The organism is Desulfovibrio inopinatus DSM 10711, from assembly GCF_000429305.1.
GTDB lineage: Bacteria > Desulfobacterota > Desulfovibrionia > Desulfovibrionales > Desulfovibrionaceae > Alteridesulfovibrio > Alteridesulfovibrio inopinatus.
The window spans coordinates 168144-183419 of the sequence record NZ_AUBP01000007.1 but is presented as its reverse complement, the minus strand read 5'-3'; the positions used below and the strand labels follow the sequence as shown (position 1 = coordinate 183419).

13 protein-coding genes, 1 CRISPR repeat array and 2 riboswitches are annotated in these 15276 nt (G+C 52.3%); of the genes, 12 read left to right on the top strand and 1 reads right to left on the bottom strand.

Features of this window, described 5'->3' with window-relative positions; genetic code table 11:
- Positions 1 to 481: 481 nt before the first annotated feature.
- Positions 482 to 672, top strand: a riboswitch (cobalamin riboswitch).
- A 226-nt stretch (positions 673 to 898) separates the two neighbouring features.
- The 10 genes from G451_RS0108295 to G451_RS34070 all read left to right on the top strand — a co-directional run bounded on the left by G451_RS0108295 (position 899) and on the right by G451_RS34070 (position 11177).
- Positions 899 to 1936 carry a FecCD family ABC transporter permease gene (locus tag G451_RS0108295; protein WP_051261296.1) on the top strand — a complete coding sequence of 346 codons (1038 nt, stop codon included), beginning with the start codon at positions 899 to 901 and terminating at the stop codon, positions 1934 to 1936.
- The gene (locus G451_RS28390) at positions 1933 to 2763 is read left to right on the top strand and encodes an ABC transporter ATP-binding protein (RefSeq protein WP_051261295.1); all 831 of its coding nucleotides are present in this window, start codon (positions 1933 to 1935) and stop codon (positions 2761 to 2763) included. The genes G451_RS0108295 and G451_RS28390 overlap by 4 nt, the downstream gene beginning before the upstream one ends.
- Complete coding sequence (locus tag G451_RS0108285; protein WP_027183883.1) at positions 2726 to 3598, top strand: ABC transporter substrate-binding protein; 873 nt, start codon at positions 2726 to 2728, stop codon at positions 3596 to 3598. The genes G451_RS28390 and G451_RS0108285 overlap by 38 nt, the downstream gene beginning before the upstream one ends.
- Entirely contained in the window at positions 3595 to 4308 is a 714-nt protein-coding gene (cobI, locus tag G451_RS0108280) for a precorrin-2 C(20)-methyltransferase (RefSeq protein ID WP_027183882.1), read from the top strand. The genes G451_RS0108285 and cobI overlap by 4 nt, the downstream gene beginning before the upstream one ends.
- Before the next feature lie 65 nt (positions 4309 to 4373).
- Positions 4374 to 4601 (top strand): type II toxin-antitoxin system RelB family antitoxin, encoded by a 228-nt coding sequence (relB, locus tag G451_RS0108275; protein WP_027183881.1) that lies wholly within the window; start codon positions 4374 to 4376, stop codon positions 4599 to 4601.
- Positions 4585 to 4857, top strand: coding sequence for a type II toxin-antitoxin system RelE family toxin (locus G451_RS0108270; RefSeq protein WP_027183880.1), 273 nt, complete (start codon positions 4585 to 4587; stop codon positions 4855 to 4857). The genes relB and G451_RS0108270 overlap by 17 nt, the downstream gene beginning before the upstream one ends.
- Before the next feature lie 403 nt (positions 4858 to 5260).
- Positions 5261 to 5962, top strand: coding sequence for a class I SAM-dependent methyltransferase (locus G451_RS32515; protein ID WP_027183879.1), 702 nt, complete (start codon positions 5261 to 5263; stop codon positions 5960 to 5962).
- A 130-nt stretch (positions 5963 to 6092) separates the two neighbouring features.
- A complete protein-coding gene (locus G451_RS0108260; RefSeq protein ID WP_034641355.1) occupies positions 6093 to 7328 on the top strand; it encodes a glycosyltransferase family 4 protein in 1236 nt (411 codons plus the stop codon).
- A 395-nt stretch (positions 7329 to 7723) separates the two neighbouring features.
- Positions 7724 to 9634, top strand: coding sequence for an asparagine synthase (glutamine-hydrolyzing) (asnB, locus tag G451_RS0108255; RefSeq protein WP_027183877.1), 1911 nt, complete (start codon positions 7724 to 7726; stop codon positions 9632 to 9634).
- Between the two features lie 408 nt (positions 9635 to 10042).
- Positions 10043 to 10991: a CRISPR direct-repeat array (repeat unit 32 nt; unit sequence GTCGCACCCCACGCGGGTGCGTGGATTGAAAC).
- 6 nt (positions 10992 to 10997) lie between these two features.
- Complete coding sequence (locus G451_RS34070) at positions 10998 to 11177, top strand: hypothetical protein (protein ID WP_027183876.1); 180 nt, start codon at positions 10998 to 11000, stop codon at positions 11175 to 11177.
- Between the two features lie 85 nt (positions 11178 to 11262).
- Here G451_RS34070 and G451_RS32510 read toward each other — a convergent pair whose 3' ends face one another.
- Positions 11263 to 12165 (bottom strand): energy transducer TonB, encoded by a 903-nt coding sequence (locus G451_RS32510; protein WP_169727847.1) that lies wholly within the window; start codon positions 12163 to 12165, stop codon positions 11263 to 11265.
- A gap of 92 nt (positions 12166 to 12257) precedes the next feature.
- Positions 12258 to 12462: riboswitch (cobalamin riboswitch) on the top strand.
- Positions 12463 to 12573: 111 nt separating this feature from the next.
- Here G451_RS32510 and G451_RS0108235 point away from each other — a divergent pair.
- On the top strand, positions 12574 to 14574 hold the full coding sequence (locus G451_RS0108235; RefSeq protein ID WP_027183874.1) for a TonB-dependent receptor plug domain-containing protein: 2001 nt from the start codon (positions 12574 to 12576) through the stop codon (positions 14572 to 14574).
- Positions 14558 to 15274 (top strand): adenosylcobinamide amidohydrolase, encoded by a 717-nt coding sequence (locus tag G451_RS32505; RefSeq protein WP_169727846.1) that lies wholly within the window; start codon positions 14558 to 14560, stop codon positions 15272 to 15274. Before G451_RS0108235 ends, G451_RS32505 begins: the two co-directional genes overlap by 17 nt.
- The last annotated feature ends 2 nt before the right edge of the window (positions 15275 to 15276 follow it).

The following is a 15276-nucleotide window of genomic DNA, read 5'->3' as shown; positions in this document are numbered from 1 at the left end:
CACAGTTAGGACATATACCGTTGTAGTTTGCCATTATTCATCTCTCCTTATTTACGTCTCTCGTTGAGTCTTTCATTGGCATTCAAACGATGTACGACATAGGATGCAAAATGATTTATGAATGGCACCCTTGCGCGAACATCTACGTTCATGCAGCCATAATCCTCTATTCTTCGAAACATATTACGCAGGGGAGTGCCCAAGAGGCCGTGGAGGTAATACGTGCTCAAGAGGGGGCTTATACATCATTGCATTTCCGAGATATCCTTGAAAGATGATCCCCTACACCCAAAAGCGCTGCCTGTATACGCCCATCTCCATCGTCTATCCTCAGAAAAACAATATTTTACATATATTTTGAGCAATTAGATTGTCACTCTCTCTCTTCGTTGCGTGTCAGACAAAATGAAGACCAATATATCAACGTGCAATTGAGCAATTCGGTCAAGCCCCCAACCTTGACAGCCCCCCAGGCACCGCATACATGGAGCCCATTCAGGGTGGCCCGATATCTGGGCAGAATAGGGAATCCCGTGCGAATCGGGAGCGGACCCGCCGCCGTGAGTTTCGCGTAGTTTGCGCAACCGCACTTTCATTGATGCCACTGAGATGATCGGGAAGGCGAATTTGCGGGAAATGAGCCGGAAGACCTGCCTTGAATGATTGTTGGCGTCGGCAACGAGGAATCTTGCCGGGCGCATGCATGCGGAGACGAAATACGGACGTCCCGAGAATCGATACATATCGGTCCGGGACGTTTTTTCATAGACGCACCATCCTGCCCGCACTTTTGCCCCTTGTTTTGCTATGCGACCTGGCTATGATCCATCGTGGTCTATTCGCGTGTTATCCACTCTTTTCCAAATGCCCTGCAATTCATGAATTCGGGGCCACTATCATGCCCATACGACACGTTGCCCTTTTCACCTGTTTCAGCGTCCTTTCGATCGCGTCCTTGCTTGCGGCCTGTACGCTGGGGCCAATGCCTGTACCCCTCGATCAGACGCTTGCCGTGCTCTGGTCGGGCATTTGGCCATTCTCCACTGGTGTCGTTGGAGATGACACCATTCGCACGGTAATTCTGGATATCCGGTTAAGCCGGGTACTGCTGTCGTTTCTTGTCGGCTCGGGCCTGGCTGTCTGCGGGGCGGCATTTCAGGGCGTGTTGCGGAATCCCCTTGCCGATCCCTTCACGCTGGGGGTGTCGAGCGGCGCGGCGTTCGGCGCATCGCTTGCGATGAGTCTCGGCATGGCTGGATCGACCGCCGTGTTCGGGATGACCGGCTTGCCTGTGGCCGGTTTGGCCGGAGCGTTGGCGGCGCTGTTTGCCGTCATGGCGCTGGCGAGATCGGCAGGTGGATTTCGTCGAGAAACCCTTGTGTTGTCCGGCATTGTCGTCGCCACGTTTCTGGCGGCACTGATTGCCCTCGTCAAAGCGCTGGATGAAGACGCGGTTGGCGCTATTGTCTTTTGGATTATGGGAAGCTTCCAAGGCCGCGGTTTTATGCATGTGTGGCTCTATCTCCCGTATGGCATTGTCGGAACGGCCATTTTGTTATTTTACAGCCGCGAACTCGACATGTTGAGCTTGGGCGATATCCAGGCCGAACAGCTCGGTGTAGCCGCAAAGAGAACGCGACTCATTGTCTTAACAGCCGGCAGCCTCATGGCAGGGGCGGCTGTAGCCGTTTCCGGTGTTATTGGATTTGTCGGCCTGGTGGTGCCTCACCTGGTACGTCGAATGGTCGGGGCAAGCCATCCTCGCTTGCTCATGGCATCGGCCTTTGCCGGAGGATTGCTGCTGCTGTGGTCCGATGTCATCGCGCGCCTCATCCTTCCCGGCGGTGAAGAATTGCCGGTGGGCGTTGTCACAGCTCTGGTCGGGGGGCCATTCTTCTGCCTTGTCTTGCGTCAAAGCCGACGGGAGCATGCATGATCGAAGCGCACGACCTCGACTGCGGTCACGGTTGCACCACCATCCTCCAGCATGTCTCGTTGCAGATTCAAGCAGGGGAGATGGTTGGCGTGCTCGGTCCGAATGGATCAGGGAAAACGACATTGCTGCTTACACTTTGCGGTGTCTTGCCACCACTTCGCGGAACGGTCCACGTGGATGGACACAATCTTGCCGGAATGTCTTCAAAACGTCGGGCAGCGAAAAGCGCCAGCGTTCCGCAGCGGCTCGATGCCGTGTTTGATATGGATGTGACAAGCCTCGTCCTCATGGGACGATATCCCTATCTTTCTTTACTCGGCAACTATGGTCCGGACGATGTCCGAGCCGCCGAAACCGCCATGCAGGAAACCGGAGCATGGCCCTTACGACATAAAAACGCCCGAGCACTCTCGGGAGGCGAACTCCAACGTGTGTTGATTGCCCGAGCATTAGCCCAAAGTACGGGAGCACTGTTTCTCGATGAAGCCTCGTCCGGTCTTGATATTGGTCGCAAAATTGAGATTCATGACCTGCTTCTTGCCAAAAGCCGAGGCGGCATGGCGATTGTTTCAGCCATCCATGATTTGAATCTTGCCGCCCAATATTGTTCCCGACTTATTTTTCTCCAACACGGCCGCATCATTCTCGATGGACCGACAACTGACGTCTTCACGCAAGACAATCTCAGACAAATCTATGAAACACCACTTACGGTCTTTCCCCATCCCGTCACGGGCGCCCCGCAATGCTTACCGATTCCCGGTTCTCATCGCACTGTGTCTGAGCCAGATGATGTTATGCACCCAGGCTGCGACGGTCTGGGCTGAACCGATTGTTTTCACCGACGACCTCGGTCGCAACGTCCAGCTTGAGGCCCCGGCAAAACGGATCATCGCGTTATACGGCGCCTTCAACGAGATCCTTGCAGCCATGGGACTGGAAGACCGCATTGTCGGCCGCACCAAAGCCGATTTGCTGCCGCCATCCATTGTGGACAAACCGTCCATAGGAACGCACATGCGCCCGAATGTTGAATTAGTGGTCGGTCTTCGGCCCGATCTTGTTCTCCAAATGGGCGGCCGTAAAGACGCGAGCCTGCCTGTTGAACAACTTCAGGAACTCGGCCTGACGACCGCGTTTTTCAATGTGACCGACTTTCCTTCACTCATGCGCGTTATCACCATACTCGGAGAAGCCACCGGCCAACCTGATGCCGCATCCCGGCTTGTGGATTCCATGCAACACCGGCTTGATGCCGTGAAGACCCGTATCCCGAACGGCACTCGCCCGAGTGTCTTTTTCGAAGTGCGGGAAAACACGCTGTTGGCCGCGGGAACGACGTCCATGGTCAACGCGATTATCGACGCGGCCGGCGGTCAAAACGCTGTTACCGTCAACAAGAAACTCGTTCGCACCAGTGAAGAAGAACTGCTGCGCCTCGACCCCGATGTGTATTTGTACCAAGAAGGTGCCATGAACCAGTCACCGACACCTCCCACCGACCGGCCTCGTTATGGCGGTCTGCATGCCGTACAGTCCAATCGAACGTATCGAGTCGATGAACAGGAATTTTCTCGACCCGGTCCGCGTAATATCGATGCGGTCGAACGTCTTGCCACCTGGCTCTATCCTGAAACCTCGTCTGCGGAGACCGCACAATGAATACTTCCGGTAAACTCTACGGCGTCGGCGTCGGCCCGGGTGATCCCGAGTTGCTGACCCTCAAAGCCGTTCGCATCCTTGGGCAATCCGATGTTGTTTTTGCAGCATCCTCGACAAAAAATGACTATTCCACAGCTCTCGATATTGCCCGTCCCCATTTGAAAGAGGGCACGCCGGTTCAACATCTGCCGTTCCCCATGACCCGTGATGCCACAGCGTTGCGTGCAGCCTGGGAGGCCAATGCCACCCTGGTGGCCGACGAACTCCGTACGGGAAAAACCGGTGTGTTTCTCACACTGGGAGACCCTTCGCTGTACAGCACCTTCGGCTATCTCCGTCGTACCTTGGCGCAAACGGCGCCGGATCTGACCACCGAAACGATTCCCGGCATCACGTCGTTTCAAGCTGCTGCAGCAAAATCGGGGCGCTGTCTGGCCGAATCCGGAGAAAGTCTCGTCGTCCTCTCCGGCGTGTGTGACCAAACATCTCTTGAAGAAAAATTAGCGCACCATGAGAACGCCGTTATCCTCAAGGCATATCGCAATTTCGAAGCCATACGTCACACCGTGGAACTCACCGGCACCAAAAATCGCGCTCTGTTTGCCACGCGTATGGGACTTGAAGGAGAGACAATATACGACAACATTGATGAAGCTCCGGAAAACCCACATTATTTTTCTCTGGTGTTGATCACCAATGATGTGCCGTAGAGGAATCCTTTGCCATTGACCGAAGGTCAATGACTGAATACATGTATCGCATGGAGGACATGACCATGCCGACTTCCATCAGATTACCGGAAGAGATTGAGCAGCGACTGACCCACCTGGCGCAAGCAACCGGGAGGACGAAAGCATTTTATATTCGTGAGGCCGTCTTAGAGCACTTGGACGATCTTGAGGATATGTATCTTGCCGAGCAACGGCTTGAGGATTTGAGGGCGGGAAGGAGCCGAACATTTACGCTGGATGAAGTGGAGCGAGAACTTGGCTTGGCGGATTGAGTTTGAAGAGGCAGCGAAGAAGGAACTGTCCCAGTTGGATCGGTCAACGCAATCTCGAATCATAAAATATTTGCGAGAACGGATAGCTCCAAGTGAGAGTCCTCGTGACTTTGGAGAAGCGTTGCGGGGGAATTTATCAGGGCTGTGGAAGTATCGCGTTGGTGAATATCGACTTGTTGTCGAGATTCAAGACGAAGAAATTTGTGTTCTCGTTGTGCGTGTTGGGCATCGACGAAAAGAGTATCGTGGGCATTGAAGTTTTTTGCCTTTATTTGTGTTGCTCCTGTTCTGTGTAGGGTGGGCATGGGGCAATCTCCAAAAGGCCTATTTGCCCTCGGGTGAGTTGGTATAGCAGAAAGGTAAGGGCTTCCTGCCTATACCATTTAGAAGATTATTTAGAATAAAAATTTATCAATTATTTTCATGCTGTTAACACTATTTTTTTAAATGGTGTTAAAAAAACAGTAATAGCTCCGTATTCTAGGTGAGGTGCGTCTTGTGGAGAGGATATTCGGATTGGGAAAATCAACGTTCGCGGAAGAAATTGAAAAGTTCAATTAAAAGTTGGGGGAAACTCCAGCGTAGACAAAACGATTATAAAAAAGGAAGAACTGGCTTGCAGAATTTCTTAGCAACAGAGCCCAGTTCCGGAGACGAATATGCAATTTAGCCAGACAATGTCCCAGTCCGCCTATGTGAACAACGTCATTCAAATACACCGGCCACAGGTCTATCTTGAAATCGGCGTTGCCACGGGTCGTACACTGTTTTCTCCTCCCTTTCCTCCGTTGAGCATCGGTGTTGATCCGGCATTCTCCTCCACGGTTCCACAGACCGAACAGGGAACGATCATGGTCTTCAAGATGACCAGCGATGAGATGTTCGACAAAGGGATTATCGACGAAACCCTATCCGGTCGACATATTGATCTTGCCTTTATCGACGGCATGCATCTGTGCGAATATGTCATGCGCGATTTCATCAATACAGTCGCACGATGCCGCAAAGGCAGTCTCATTCTTATCCACGACATGTTCCCCAAAAGTATTGAACATGCGAGCCGAGAACGTACACAAGATGTCTGGACCGGCGACGTCTACCGGTTCGGCGTGGCGCTTATGCGCTATAATCCCGGTTTTCCGATTGCCTTTATTGGAGACACCGCCGGCACAGGCATGGCACTTGTCCGCGTGGTCGACCCCACGCTTCGTTTTGCCGTTACGCCGGAAGAAATGACACAATTCATGCTCTCTCTCCCTCCTCAACAGGGGGTACCCATCTTGCGCAAACATGCCCTCAGCGTAAAATCCAAGACGCATATTTTGTTTTTGGCAAACCAGCTCAAAGCACGTCGAGTATAATTCGATTTCGATCGTCGATGTCTTCCTGACATGTTCTGCGGCCGCGGTTTTGACAACACGCGGCCGCTCGACTATTTCCATGCGACGTTCAAACGATAGATCCCTGTTATTGACCAACAAGCGAGGCGATGTGCGTTATCCCAAGACCGCCTATGTGCCGCTCTGGTTTCCGTTACCGTCGGAAACCTTTATTTTTCGTGAATTTCTCAATCTGCGCGCACTCGGCATGGATATGGCCGGATACTCCATTTACGGACCAGCCAGAAAACGGCTCTCCCCACAAATGCGTGAACTCCAACCCGAAGTTCGGACGTTGGGAATTCGTGCAACAGGCGAAATTCTCTCCAATCTTTTGTATTGGAAAAAACGTGACCCGAAAACGACCGCCCACCTGTGGAAAACGGTTCCGTTTCGCCGGTGGTCCTACCTGGAGGCGGCCGGAGAGAATATGTGGTGCTTTGCCGCTGGCTTCACCTTGGCGCGGTATTACGAAGAGGATGGCATTGAGCATATCCATTCGCCGTGGGCCAACGGACCGGCTACAGCCGCCTGGGTCGCATCGACCTTGACCGGTATCCCGTTTTCGTTTTCCGCCAGAGCAGGGGATATCTTTCCGCCCGATGGTGCCTTGGCGGAAAAGATGCGTGCCGCTCGGTTTATTCGCGTCAACAACGCCGCCAACATTGCCCATTTAAGCGAGATTGCGCCGGATTGCCGCGACAAAATTCACCTTGTGTACAACAGCCTCACCCTGTCCAAACAGGAACCGGCTCGCCTGGAGATGAAACCGCCGTACAAGCTCCTTGCTCTCGGCCGTTTTGCCCGGACCAAAGGCTATGATTACCTGCTCATGGCCTGCAAAAATCTCAAGGAACGCGGGTTTCCGTTCAAGCTCACGCTGGCCGGCTCCGGATTTCAGGAACCCAAGCTCAAACGCTTGTGGAAATCACTCGATCTCACCGATGTCGTGGAGTTTCCCGGCTACGTCACCCATGACAAGGTGACGCAACTCATGATTGACCACGACGTGTTCATTATGCCGAGCATCATTCACAAGACCGGAGACCGAGACGGGATTCCCAATGTCATCATGGAAGCGTTATCCCACCGTCTGCCCGTCATTGCCACGGCCATCAGCGGAATTCCAGAAGTCATCGAAAACAACGTGACCGGCCTGCTGCGTCCGGAAAAAAATCCGGCCGCTCTTGCCGAAGCGATTCGCGCCATGTGCGCCGATCCTGTTCGAGCCAAAGCCATGGCCGAAGCCGGTCAGGAGCGGGTACTGGCGATGTTCGATACAGCCACGAACACAAAACAATTGGCCACGCTCTACGCCGATCAGATATTCGGCACATCCTCACAGTAGTGATTGCCGGAAGGATTGTGTTGTATAAAAACAAAGCCTCCGGCTGGTTAAGAAACTTTTAACGGTTTCATGTGGTTACGTTCCTTCGTGAAACTGACGAAAACCCAAAAAAGGTCCACCCCGTGAAAGTTTTTGGGAAAAGGGGTGGGGTTTGGGGAGGGGAAAGAACCCTTTTTTCAAAAAGGGTTTTTCCCCTCCCCAACCGCCGGAGGCTTCTCCCCCCTCTTCTTTTGCGGAGCAAAGGACAAAACCATATTTGAAAAAAGTTTCTTAAAAATCTTCAAAAACTTCTAACGGGTTAAGCGTGAGGAGAGGGTGCAAACTGTTTATTCCAAACGATTCATTTCAATATAAACGGTGAATGCGCTCGAACCGCTTTCCACGGAGCCTCAGTCATGTGCGGCATTGCCGGATTCGTTTACACGACGACCGATCATATCCCCCCGGAGAATGTCCGGCGCGACACCCTTGTCACCATGACCGATGCGATTATGCACCGCGGTCCGGATGGCGACGGCCAGATCATCAACGGCCCGGCCGCACTCGGGCACCGACGGCTCTCCATCATCGACCTGGCTGGCGGCAGTCAGCCCCTGACCGATACACACGGTCGGGCGGTCGTGACGTTTAACGGAGAGATATACAACTTCCAGGAAATCCGGACGCAACTCCTTGCGCGTGGACATACTTTCGCGACAAACTCCGATACGGAAGTGCTCGTCGCCGCGTATCTGGAATACGGTCCTGCCTGCCTTAATTTGTTCGAAGGTATGTTTGCGTTTGCCATTTGGGATACAACGAAAAAAACACTCTTTGCGGCACGGGATCGGTTCGGCAAAAAACCGCTGTTTTACACGTTGCAACATGGCCTGTTTGCTTTTGCCTCGGAACTCACTGCACTGCGAAAACACCCCGACTTGCGGTTTCATGTCACGAAAGAGGCTCTGGCCCGCTTTTTATCGTATCTCTATGTACCGACCCCCCAATCCATTTTTAAGGACGTGTTCAAGCTCAAAGCCGGGCATTATCTCACGCTCGAAAATGGGCAAATCAACACACAATGTTACTGGGACCTACCTGGACCTCTAGATCGTATTGATGCGAGTGAAGAGGAAATCTGCAGCGAGTTGCGTCGTCTCGGTCAACAGGCCGTTTCCCGGCGGCTCGTTTCGGATGTTCCCCTGGGGGTCTTTCTCAGCGGCGGCGTGGATTCATCCACCGTGGCCGCGCTCATGGCGCAGATCAGTGACAAGGTGAAAACGTTTTCCATTGGGTTTTCGGAAAAATCGTATGACGAATCCCAGTTCGCCCAACTCGTCGCCGATAAATACAAGACCGACCACCACGTCAAAATTCTCTCTGCCGCCGACTGCGGGAGTCTCTTACCAGAGATCGTCAGTCGCTTCGATGAGCCCATGGCCGACCCCTCCATCGTGCCGACCTATTTACTTTCCAAAGTCACGCGAGAACGCGTCACCGTCGCGCTCGGCGGTGACGGTGCTGATGAACTGTTTGCCGGGTACGAACATTTCATCGGCTTCAATCTCATCGGCAAATATCTCGCCTTACCCGCTGTTCTGCGTCACAAGTTCATTGAACCGCTGGCCCGGCGTTTGCCGATGTCGACGGGCTATGTCAATCCACGACTCGTGGCCGAAGAAATCATGGCCGGCGCGGCCGTCCCTCGCTGGCTCTGTATCCAAACATGGCTCTCGGCGCTGTCTCCGGATATGCAAATGCAACTCTGGAACTCCCCGGATCGAACATTGCTTGATCCCAACAATCTTTTTGCCTCAACTCGCGCTCTTTTTGACGCCAGTCCTTCGGATATCCCTTTAGCCAAAGCATTTTATGCCTACGCCAAGCAGTATTTGCTGGATTATATCCTCGTCAAAGTGGACCGATGCTCCATGATGCATTCGCTGGAGGTACGTGCCCCGTTCCTCGATCGCGACTTTGCCGAATTCGTTGCCCGCCTGCCATTACGTCTCAAGCTCAAGGGAACGAAGCGCAAATACATCATGAAAAAAGCTTTCGGCGACTTGTTGCCTGACGGTATTGCCAATCGGCAAAAGAGAGGATTTCTCATTCCGTCGGCACTCTGGCTCAAAACAAACTTACGACCCGATCTGGAACGGCTCCTCGGCAAAAAGCACCTCAACGACCAGGGCCTATTCAATCCAGCCTATGCTCAAACCCTCATGGATGAACATTTCTCAGATATCCGCGACCATCGCATGCCGCTGTGGACCATGCTCGTGCTCCAACTCTGGCTTGAAGCCAATGCCGGTGATATTGTAGAATAGGCGCGTGGATCAAGAAAATGCCGAGTGTATGAGCAAAACTTGAAATTTCGTGAAGTGTTGCGTTACATTATTTCAAGAAATACTACGGCAAAGTAAGCTTCGGGCTTACGGTTGCCAAACGGAGTAGCGTTCAAGGATTGTCAACACAATTTCGGGACGGCTATCCGCTTTACTGTCCCGTGGACGCGAAATACTCCCGATATTGCCGATAAGCATTGATTGAGTCATACTTTCCGCGAATGCCAAGCAATCCTCTTTTCCCAGGACGATTCGCGGATAAATATGTTCTTTGATATCGAATCATTACGACGAACTTTCATCGCATAGTTAACTTTTTGCCACACAAAAGAGCAGATTCGCGGAAAGTGATGCCGCAACACGCATCCCGCAAGGCCTCCCGAGGTGGCGGTCGCACCCCACGCGGGTGCGTGGATTGAAACACCCCCTCATCCGCAATCACCGGCAACATGTTCGGTCGCACCCCACGCGGGTGCGTGGATTGAAACTCTTTCGGGAGGGTTGTTGCCCTCCCGTCTTTGGTCGCACCCCACGCGGGTGCGTGGATTGAAACAACGCGGTCATCACGATATACCACGAAGCCGGTTGTCGCACCCCACGCGGGTGCGTGGATTGAAACTTGTGAACCCAATATATGTCTTTTTTTTGCCTCGTCGCACCCCACGCGGGTGCGTGGATTGAAACAATAATCTAGCTTATTAGTCGAACGACAGCAAAAGTCGCACCCCACGCGGGTGCGTGGATTGAAACTACAGAAGAAGCTGAAAATCAATGATGGAGAGTGTCGCACCCCACGCGGGTGCGTGGATTGAAACTATCTCATCTGCTTTATTTTTTCTTATTTCTCTGTCGCACCCCACGCGGGTGCGTGGATTGAAACCGGCGTGACGCCGCGCCGAGAGGCGACATGCTCCGTCGCACCCCACGCGGGTGCGTGGATTGAAACTGACATTACAGTATATTTTTTTCGTATCTCTCAAGTCGCACCCCACGCGGGTGCGTGGATTGAAACACTATCATAAAGCACTGCTGCGCGCCTAACCCCGTCGCACCCCACGCGGGTGCGTGGATTGAAACTGACATTACAGTATATTTTTTTCGTATCTCTCAAGTCGCACCCCACGCGGGTGCGTGGATTGAAACACTATCATAAAGCACTGCTGCGCGCCTAACCCCGTCGCACCCCACGCGGGTGCGTGGATTGAAACACTACCTGTTGGCACGGCCATCTCACCCACGCCGTCGCACCCCACGCGGGTGCGTGGATTGAAACATTTTCTGGAAAGCATCGTTGAGCAACACGACATGTCGCACCCCACGCGGGTGCGTGGATTAAAACGGGAACGTGGCGTCGGCGCTCTGGTTCAAGACAAACTTGCGCCCCGATCTGGAACGGCTCCTCGGCAAAAAACATCTGGAAGCCCAAAAATTGTTCGATCCGACGTATGCCCCCCCCCTCATGGATGAACATTTCTCGGATATTCGCGACCATCGCATGCCGCTGTGGACGATGCTCGTCCTTTAGTTGTGGCTTGAAGTCAATGCCGGAGATATTGTCGAATACTGAGAGAATCTCGCCGATAGAGGAACAAAACGTTTCACCACCAGATCTAACGCAGTTGAAAAACAATCGGCAATCGTAATTCGACTGCCACGGGTCGTCCATTTTGAAAGGCTGGGCGAAATTTCCAACGTATGATTGCATGCAGAGCGCTATGATCGAAAATCCCTTGGGGCTTCGCCGTGATGACCCGCGCATTCTCCACTGTGCCGGTGGGTGTGACCGTAAAGGCGACTATAACCTTGCCTTCTATGCGTCGTTTCTTCGCTTTCGCAGGGTAATCGGGAGTTACTCTTTTCAGCACGTGTGCTCCCGAGTGTCCTGAACCATTCCCAGCCGTTGAACCAACCGAGTGACCATTTCCCAAAGCCAGGGTATGGCTTTTTACCGCCTGACCAGCAGGACCGGAACCTGACGAGCCAGCACTTCCAACACTTGTATTGTTGGAAGAGAGGGCATTCAGGCTTTGACGAGGTACGGATTTCACAGTCGCGTTGTTTGCTTGTGTAGACTTCTTTCGCGTGGCGCGCATTGGGCGTTGTGAAACCGCTTTCTTTGGCTTGATCTTCTGTGTTTTTTTACTGAAATTATTCTTTTTTACTTTTGAAATTGGCTTGTTCTTCACTCGCAAGGATGCCGCTGTTTTCAGGGAAGGCGTTGCGGAGGGAAGAGGGGTGACTCTTGATACTTCTGTACGCGTCGTATTCTGTTGCGGCGTTGTCTCTGTATCGATGTGCGAAGGATGCGAATCCGATGAACCGTAAGAAAAGCCCGTGCCATCCTCGTTACGGGGTATTCCCGCACCACCAGGCACTAGAGAGATATCTATTATCGGATTCAAAACCAATGCGCCTGTGTCAGAAGTCTTGTTGTACAGGAGAAGAAACCCGATGCCGGAATGAAGGACCAGACTCAAGGTAATGGCTATGGCTAGCAACGTTTTCTTCGTCAAGGGATGTCTCGGCATGGTCGCATTGGTTTCGGTAAATCAGGTATTGTATTCATTTTGACAGGTTTATCATCATGTTATAAAGCCCTTTGGGAAATATATCTATTTTCGTAGGTCCTCAATTTTTTTGAGGGTAAATGGGAAGTCCGGTGTGAAACCGGCGCTGGCCCGCAACCGTGAGAAGGGACGAAAACCGCACGTTGCCACTGTTTCACCCTATACATATGGGGAAGGAATGGGAAGGCGTGGTGAGTAGAATGATCTTCGAGCCGGGAGACCAGCCTACGAAAGGTCTGTTGTAGGCTTCGAGGCCAAGCCGAAAACATAGGTGACTGTCTCCATTGTGGAGTCAGAAGAATCCTTTTTTCCCTCGGAGCCTCCTTGCATTGTAACTTTGCAGGAGGTTTTTTTATGCGTTTGTTTTCTGTTGCGCTTATTGCGCTCTTGGTGCTTCCCGTACTTAGTTTTGCCGCGGAACGCGGCGATACCCCCCAAACATTACCAGAAATGGTCGTCACGGGCATTTCGGAACCAGCTCCCAAGAAGGAGCTTCCGGTGCATGTCCAAGTCATCGACCGAGATGAAATCGATCATCTTGGCGTGGACACGTTAGATGAACTCATTACCAAACAGATACCCGGAACAGCCATAAAATATCCAGGAGCATATACAAGTATGCGGGTACGCGGATTTGAGACGTATAAATCCCCTGGAGCCAATATAGACGCGAAAACGCTCGTTTTAGTCGACGGTAATCCATTGGGCTCCGGTAACCTTTCCATTATCCCCTTGGACAACGTAGAGCGGGTAGAAGTGATGCGTGGTCCAGGCTCCGTACTGTACGGAGCTTCAGCAATGGGTGGCGTTATCAATATCATCACCAAACGCGGCAAGGGTGATGTATCCGGCAAAGTTTCCATGGAGTATGGAAGCTTCAACCATGTACAGCCTCGGGGATCAATCCAGGGGAGCGTGGCAGACGGGGCTATTGGATATTCTCTGGCTGGTCGCGTCACGTCCGATGAGCAATACGACATGGGAGATGGTGATAGGTACGATAACACGGCCTATCATGACGGTGCAGCATCCGGGACGTTAACGATTTCTCCATCCGAGAATCATACCTTCCACATTTTAGGAAACTATTTCAACGCGTGGAACGTGGGTAACCCAGGCCCCACGTACTCGCCGACCCGCGTCGCGAACATTGATGACACAATGAAATATCTTTCCATGGTGTACGAGGGCGAAGCACCATCGTGGGATGTAAACTGGCGTCTCGCAGCCTGGGGCGGGGAACATTACTATGCAGATAATGATACGCCCTATTATCAAAAATCAGAAATAGTCACCGATCAATTCGGTTTTGACGGTCGGATAACGGTTCCCACCTTCTCCTTCGGTCGCTTCACACTGGGCGGCAGGTGGATGTCCATTTATGAAAAACGAGACGGTGACGGCGTGTACGCCCCGAACAGTTCCTATGACAGTTGGTCCATTTACGGCGAAGAAAAGATCACCGTCGGAGATTTCACCTTTATTGGTGGAGCTCGTTTTGATCAGTACTTCTTGGGCATACACAGTAATGACCTTATCTCCGACGTATCTTCCCAAAATAAAACGATGGAACACATCAGCTGGCGGGCTGGGGTAAACTGGCAAACAACCGATTGGCTTGCGTTACGTCTTTCCGCCGGTTCGGCTTTCACTCCACCGGACGCGTATAAATTTTCAGGGCGCTACCAAATGGGGACCGTTTCCTATGTTGGCAACGCCGGTCTGAAGCCCGAGCAATCCACTACGTTTGAGGGTGGCTTTAATATTGATTATAAAGGCTTACAACTCGATGGAACGCTTTTTCACACCCTGTATTACGACGCCATTACCTCCACCTCTGTTCCAGGATCTTCCCCCTGGCAAACATGGACCAACTCTGATGGTTGGCGCCTCACAGGGGTAGAGGGATTTCTCAGTTACACCCACCCCTTCGAAATTAAAGATCACACGCTTTCCGTTACGCCATATATCAACGGAATTTGGTATCTTGAACGCCGAGAAGAAGATACGTCTATCGAGCAAGCACGAGGTACAGATACGATTCTCAACCTCTCTGAATATAGTTTTACACCAGGATTACAGCTTGATTTTGACTCCTTGGTGAGCCTGGACGTCAACGGACAATGGCAAGGTCCTCAAAAAGTCGTTGAATGGAATTATTCTTCTCCCCGATACGGTCGAGCCAAAGATAAAGACCCGTTCTTCATCTTGAACGCCAGACTCACCGTGAACCCGCTTGATTGTCTGTCAGCCTACGTCAAGGTCGATAATATCACGGATGAGCAATACAGTTATGTCGACGGATACCCCATGCCGGGAAGGACATTCGCCGTTGGTCTTGAATACACCTTTTAATACGGCATGCTCTGTCGCTCTCCCTGCATTGCAAGGGATGCGATTTCAACGCACGCCCGACCATGTTATGCTGGAACTCCCGGCAACATGGCGGGCGTGCGGCTCTGCGCCTTTGGGGGGCGGTATGACTCGTGCGCGTTCGTGCTGCATACTTAAGGTGAAGGAAAGTCCTTACCTCCCACCGACGGCCTACGAACCTCCGGAAAAAACGCTGGCAACCTATTGCCGAAAACACGGGTGGAAAGAACCTTTCATCGGCATGATGACCGCCGCATCCATGAAATCCTGCCGCATTGCTACCAGTAACCGAAATGGCATCACCCTCGTTCTCGTCCTCACGTCGGGCCTATCCAATGCCCGGCGGGCTGGCGACAAGGCTGATTTTCACCCAACTGCGGAAGCAACGCTTCCATGTGGGACCATTAACATCATTGCGGCCACCAACGCGAATCTTACCGACGCTGCTATGATAGAGGCCATTATGATCACAACGGAAGCGAAAGCCGCTGTATTGGAAAAGCTGGCGGTAAAAAGTCCTGTCAGTGGACTGATCGCAACAGGGACAGGCACAGATAGTGTTGCCATTGCTTGTGGTGAAGGTCCTCCGCTGCGTTGGTGCGGTAAACATGTTCCCTTCGGGGAAATGCTTGCCAAAACCGTCATTGAAGCGCTTGAAATGTCGTTGATGTGGAGAACATAAGA

Excerpts from the sequence above, each read along its gene's own strand:
- asnB (WP_027183877.1), top strand. The coding sequence starts at position 7,724 with ATGTGCGGCATTGCCGGATTCGTTTACACGACGACCGATCATATCCCC.
- G451_RS0108285 (WP_027183883.1), top strand. The coding sequence starts at position 2,726 with ATGATGTTATGCACCCAGGCTGCGACGGTCTGGGCTGAACCGATTGTT.
- G451_RS0108295 (WP_051261296.1), top strand. The coding sequence starts at position 899 with ATGCCCATACGACACGTTGCCCTTTTCACCTGTTTCAGCGTCCTTTCG.
- cobI (WP_027183882.1), top strand. The coding sequence starts at position 3,595 with ATGAATACTTCCGGTAAACTCTACGGCGTCGGCGTCGGCCCGGGTGAT.
- G451_RS28390 (WP_051261295.1), top strand. The coding sequence starts at position 1,933 with ATGATCGAAGCGCACGACCTCGACTGCGGTCACGGTTGCACCACCATC.
- relB (WP_027183881.1), top strand. The coding sequence starts at position 4,374 with ATGCCGACTTCCATCAGATTACCGGAAGAGATTGAGCAGCGACTGACC.
- G451_RS0108235 (WP_027183874.1), top strand. The coding sequence starts at position 12,574 with ATGCGTTTGTTTTCTGTTGCGCTTATTGCGCTCTTGGTGCTTCCCGTA.
- G451_RS32515 (WP_027183879.1), top strand. The coding sequence starts at position 5,261 with ATGCAATTTAGCCAGACAATGTCCCAGTCCGCCTATGTGAACAACGTC.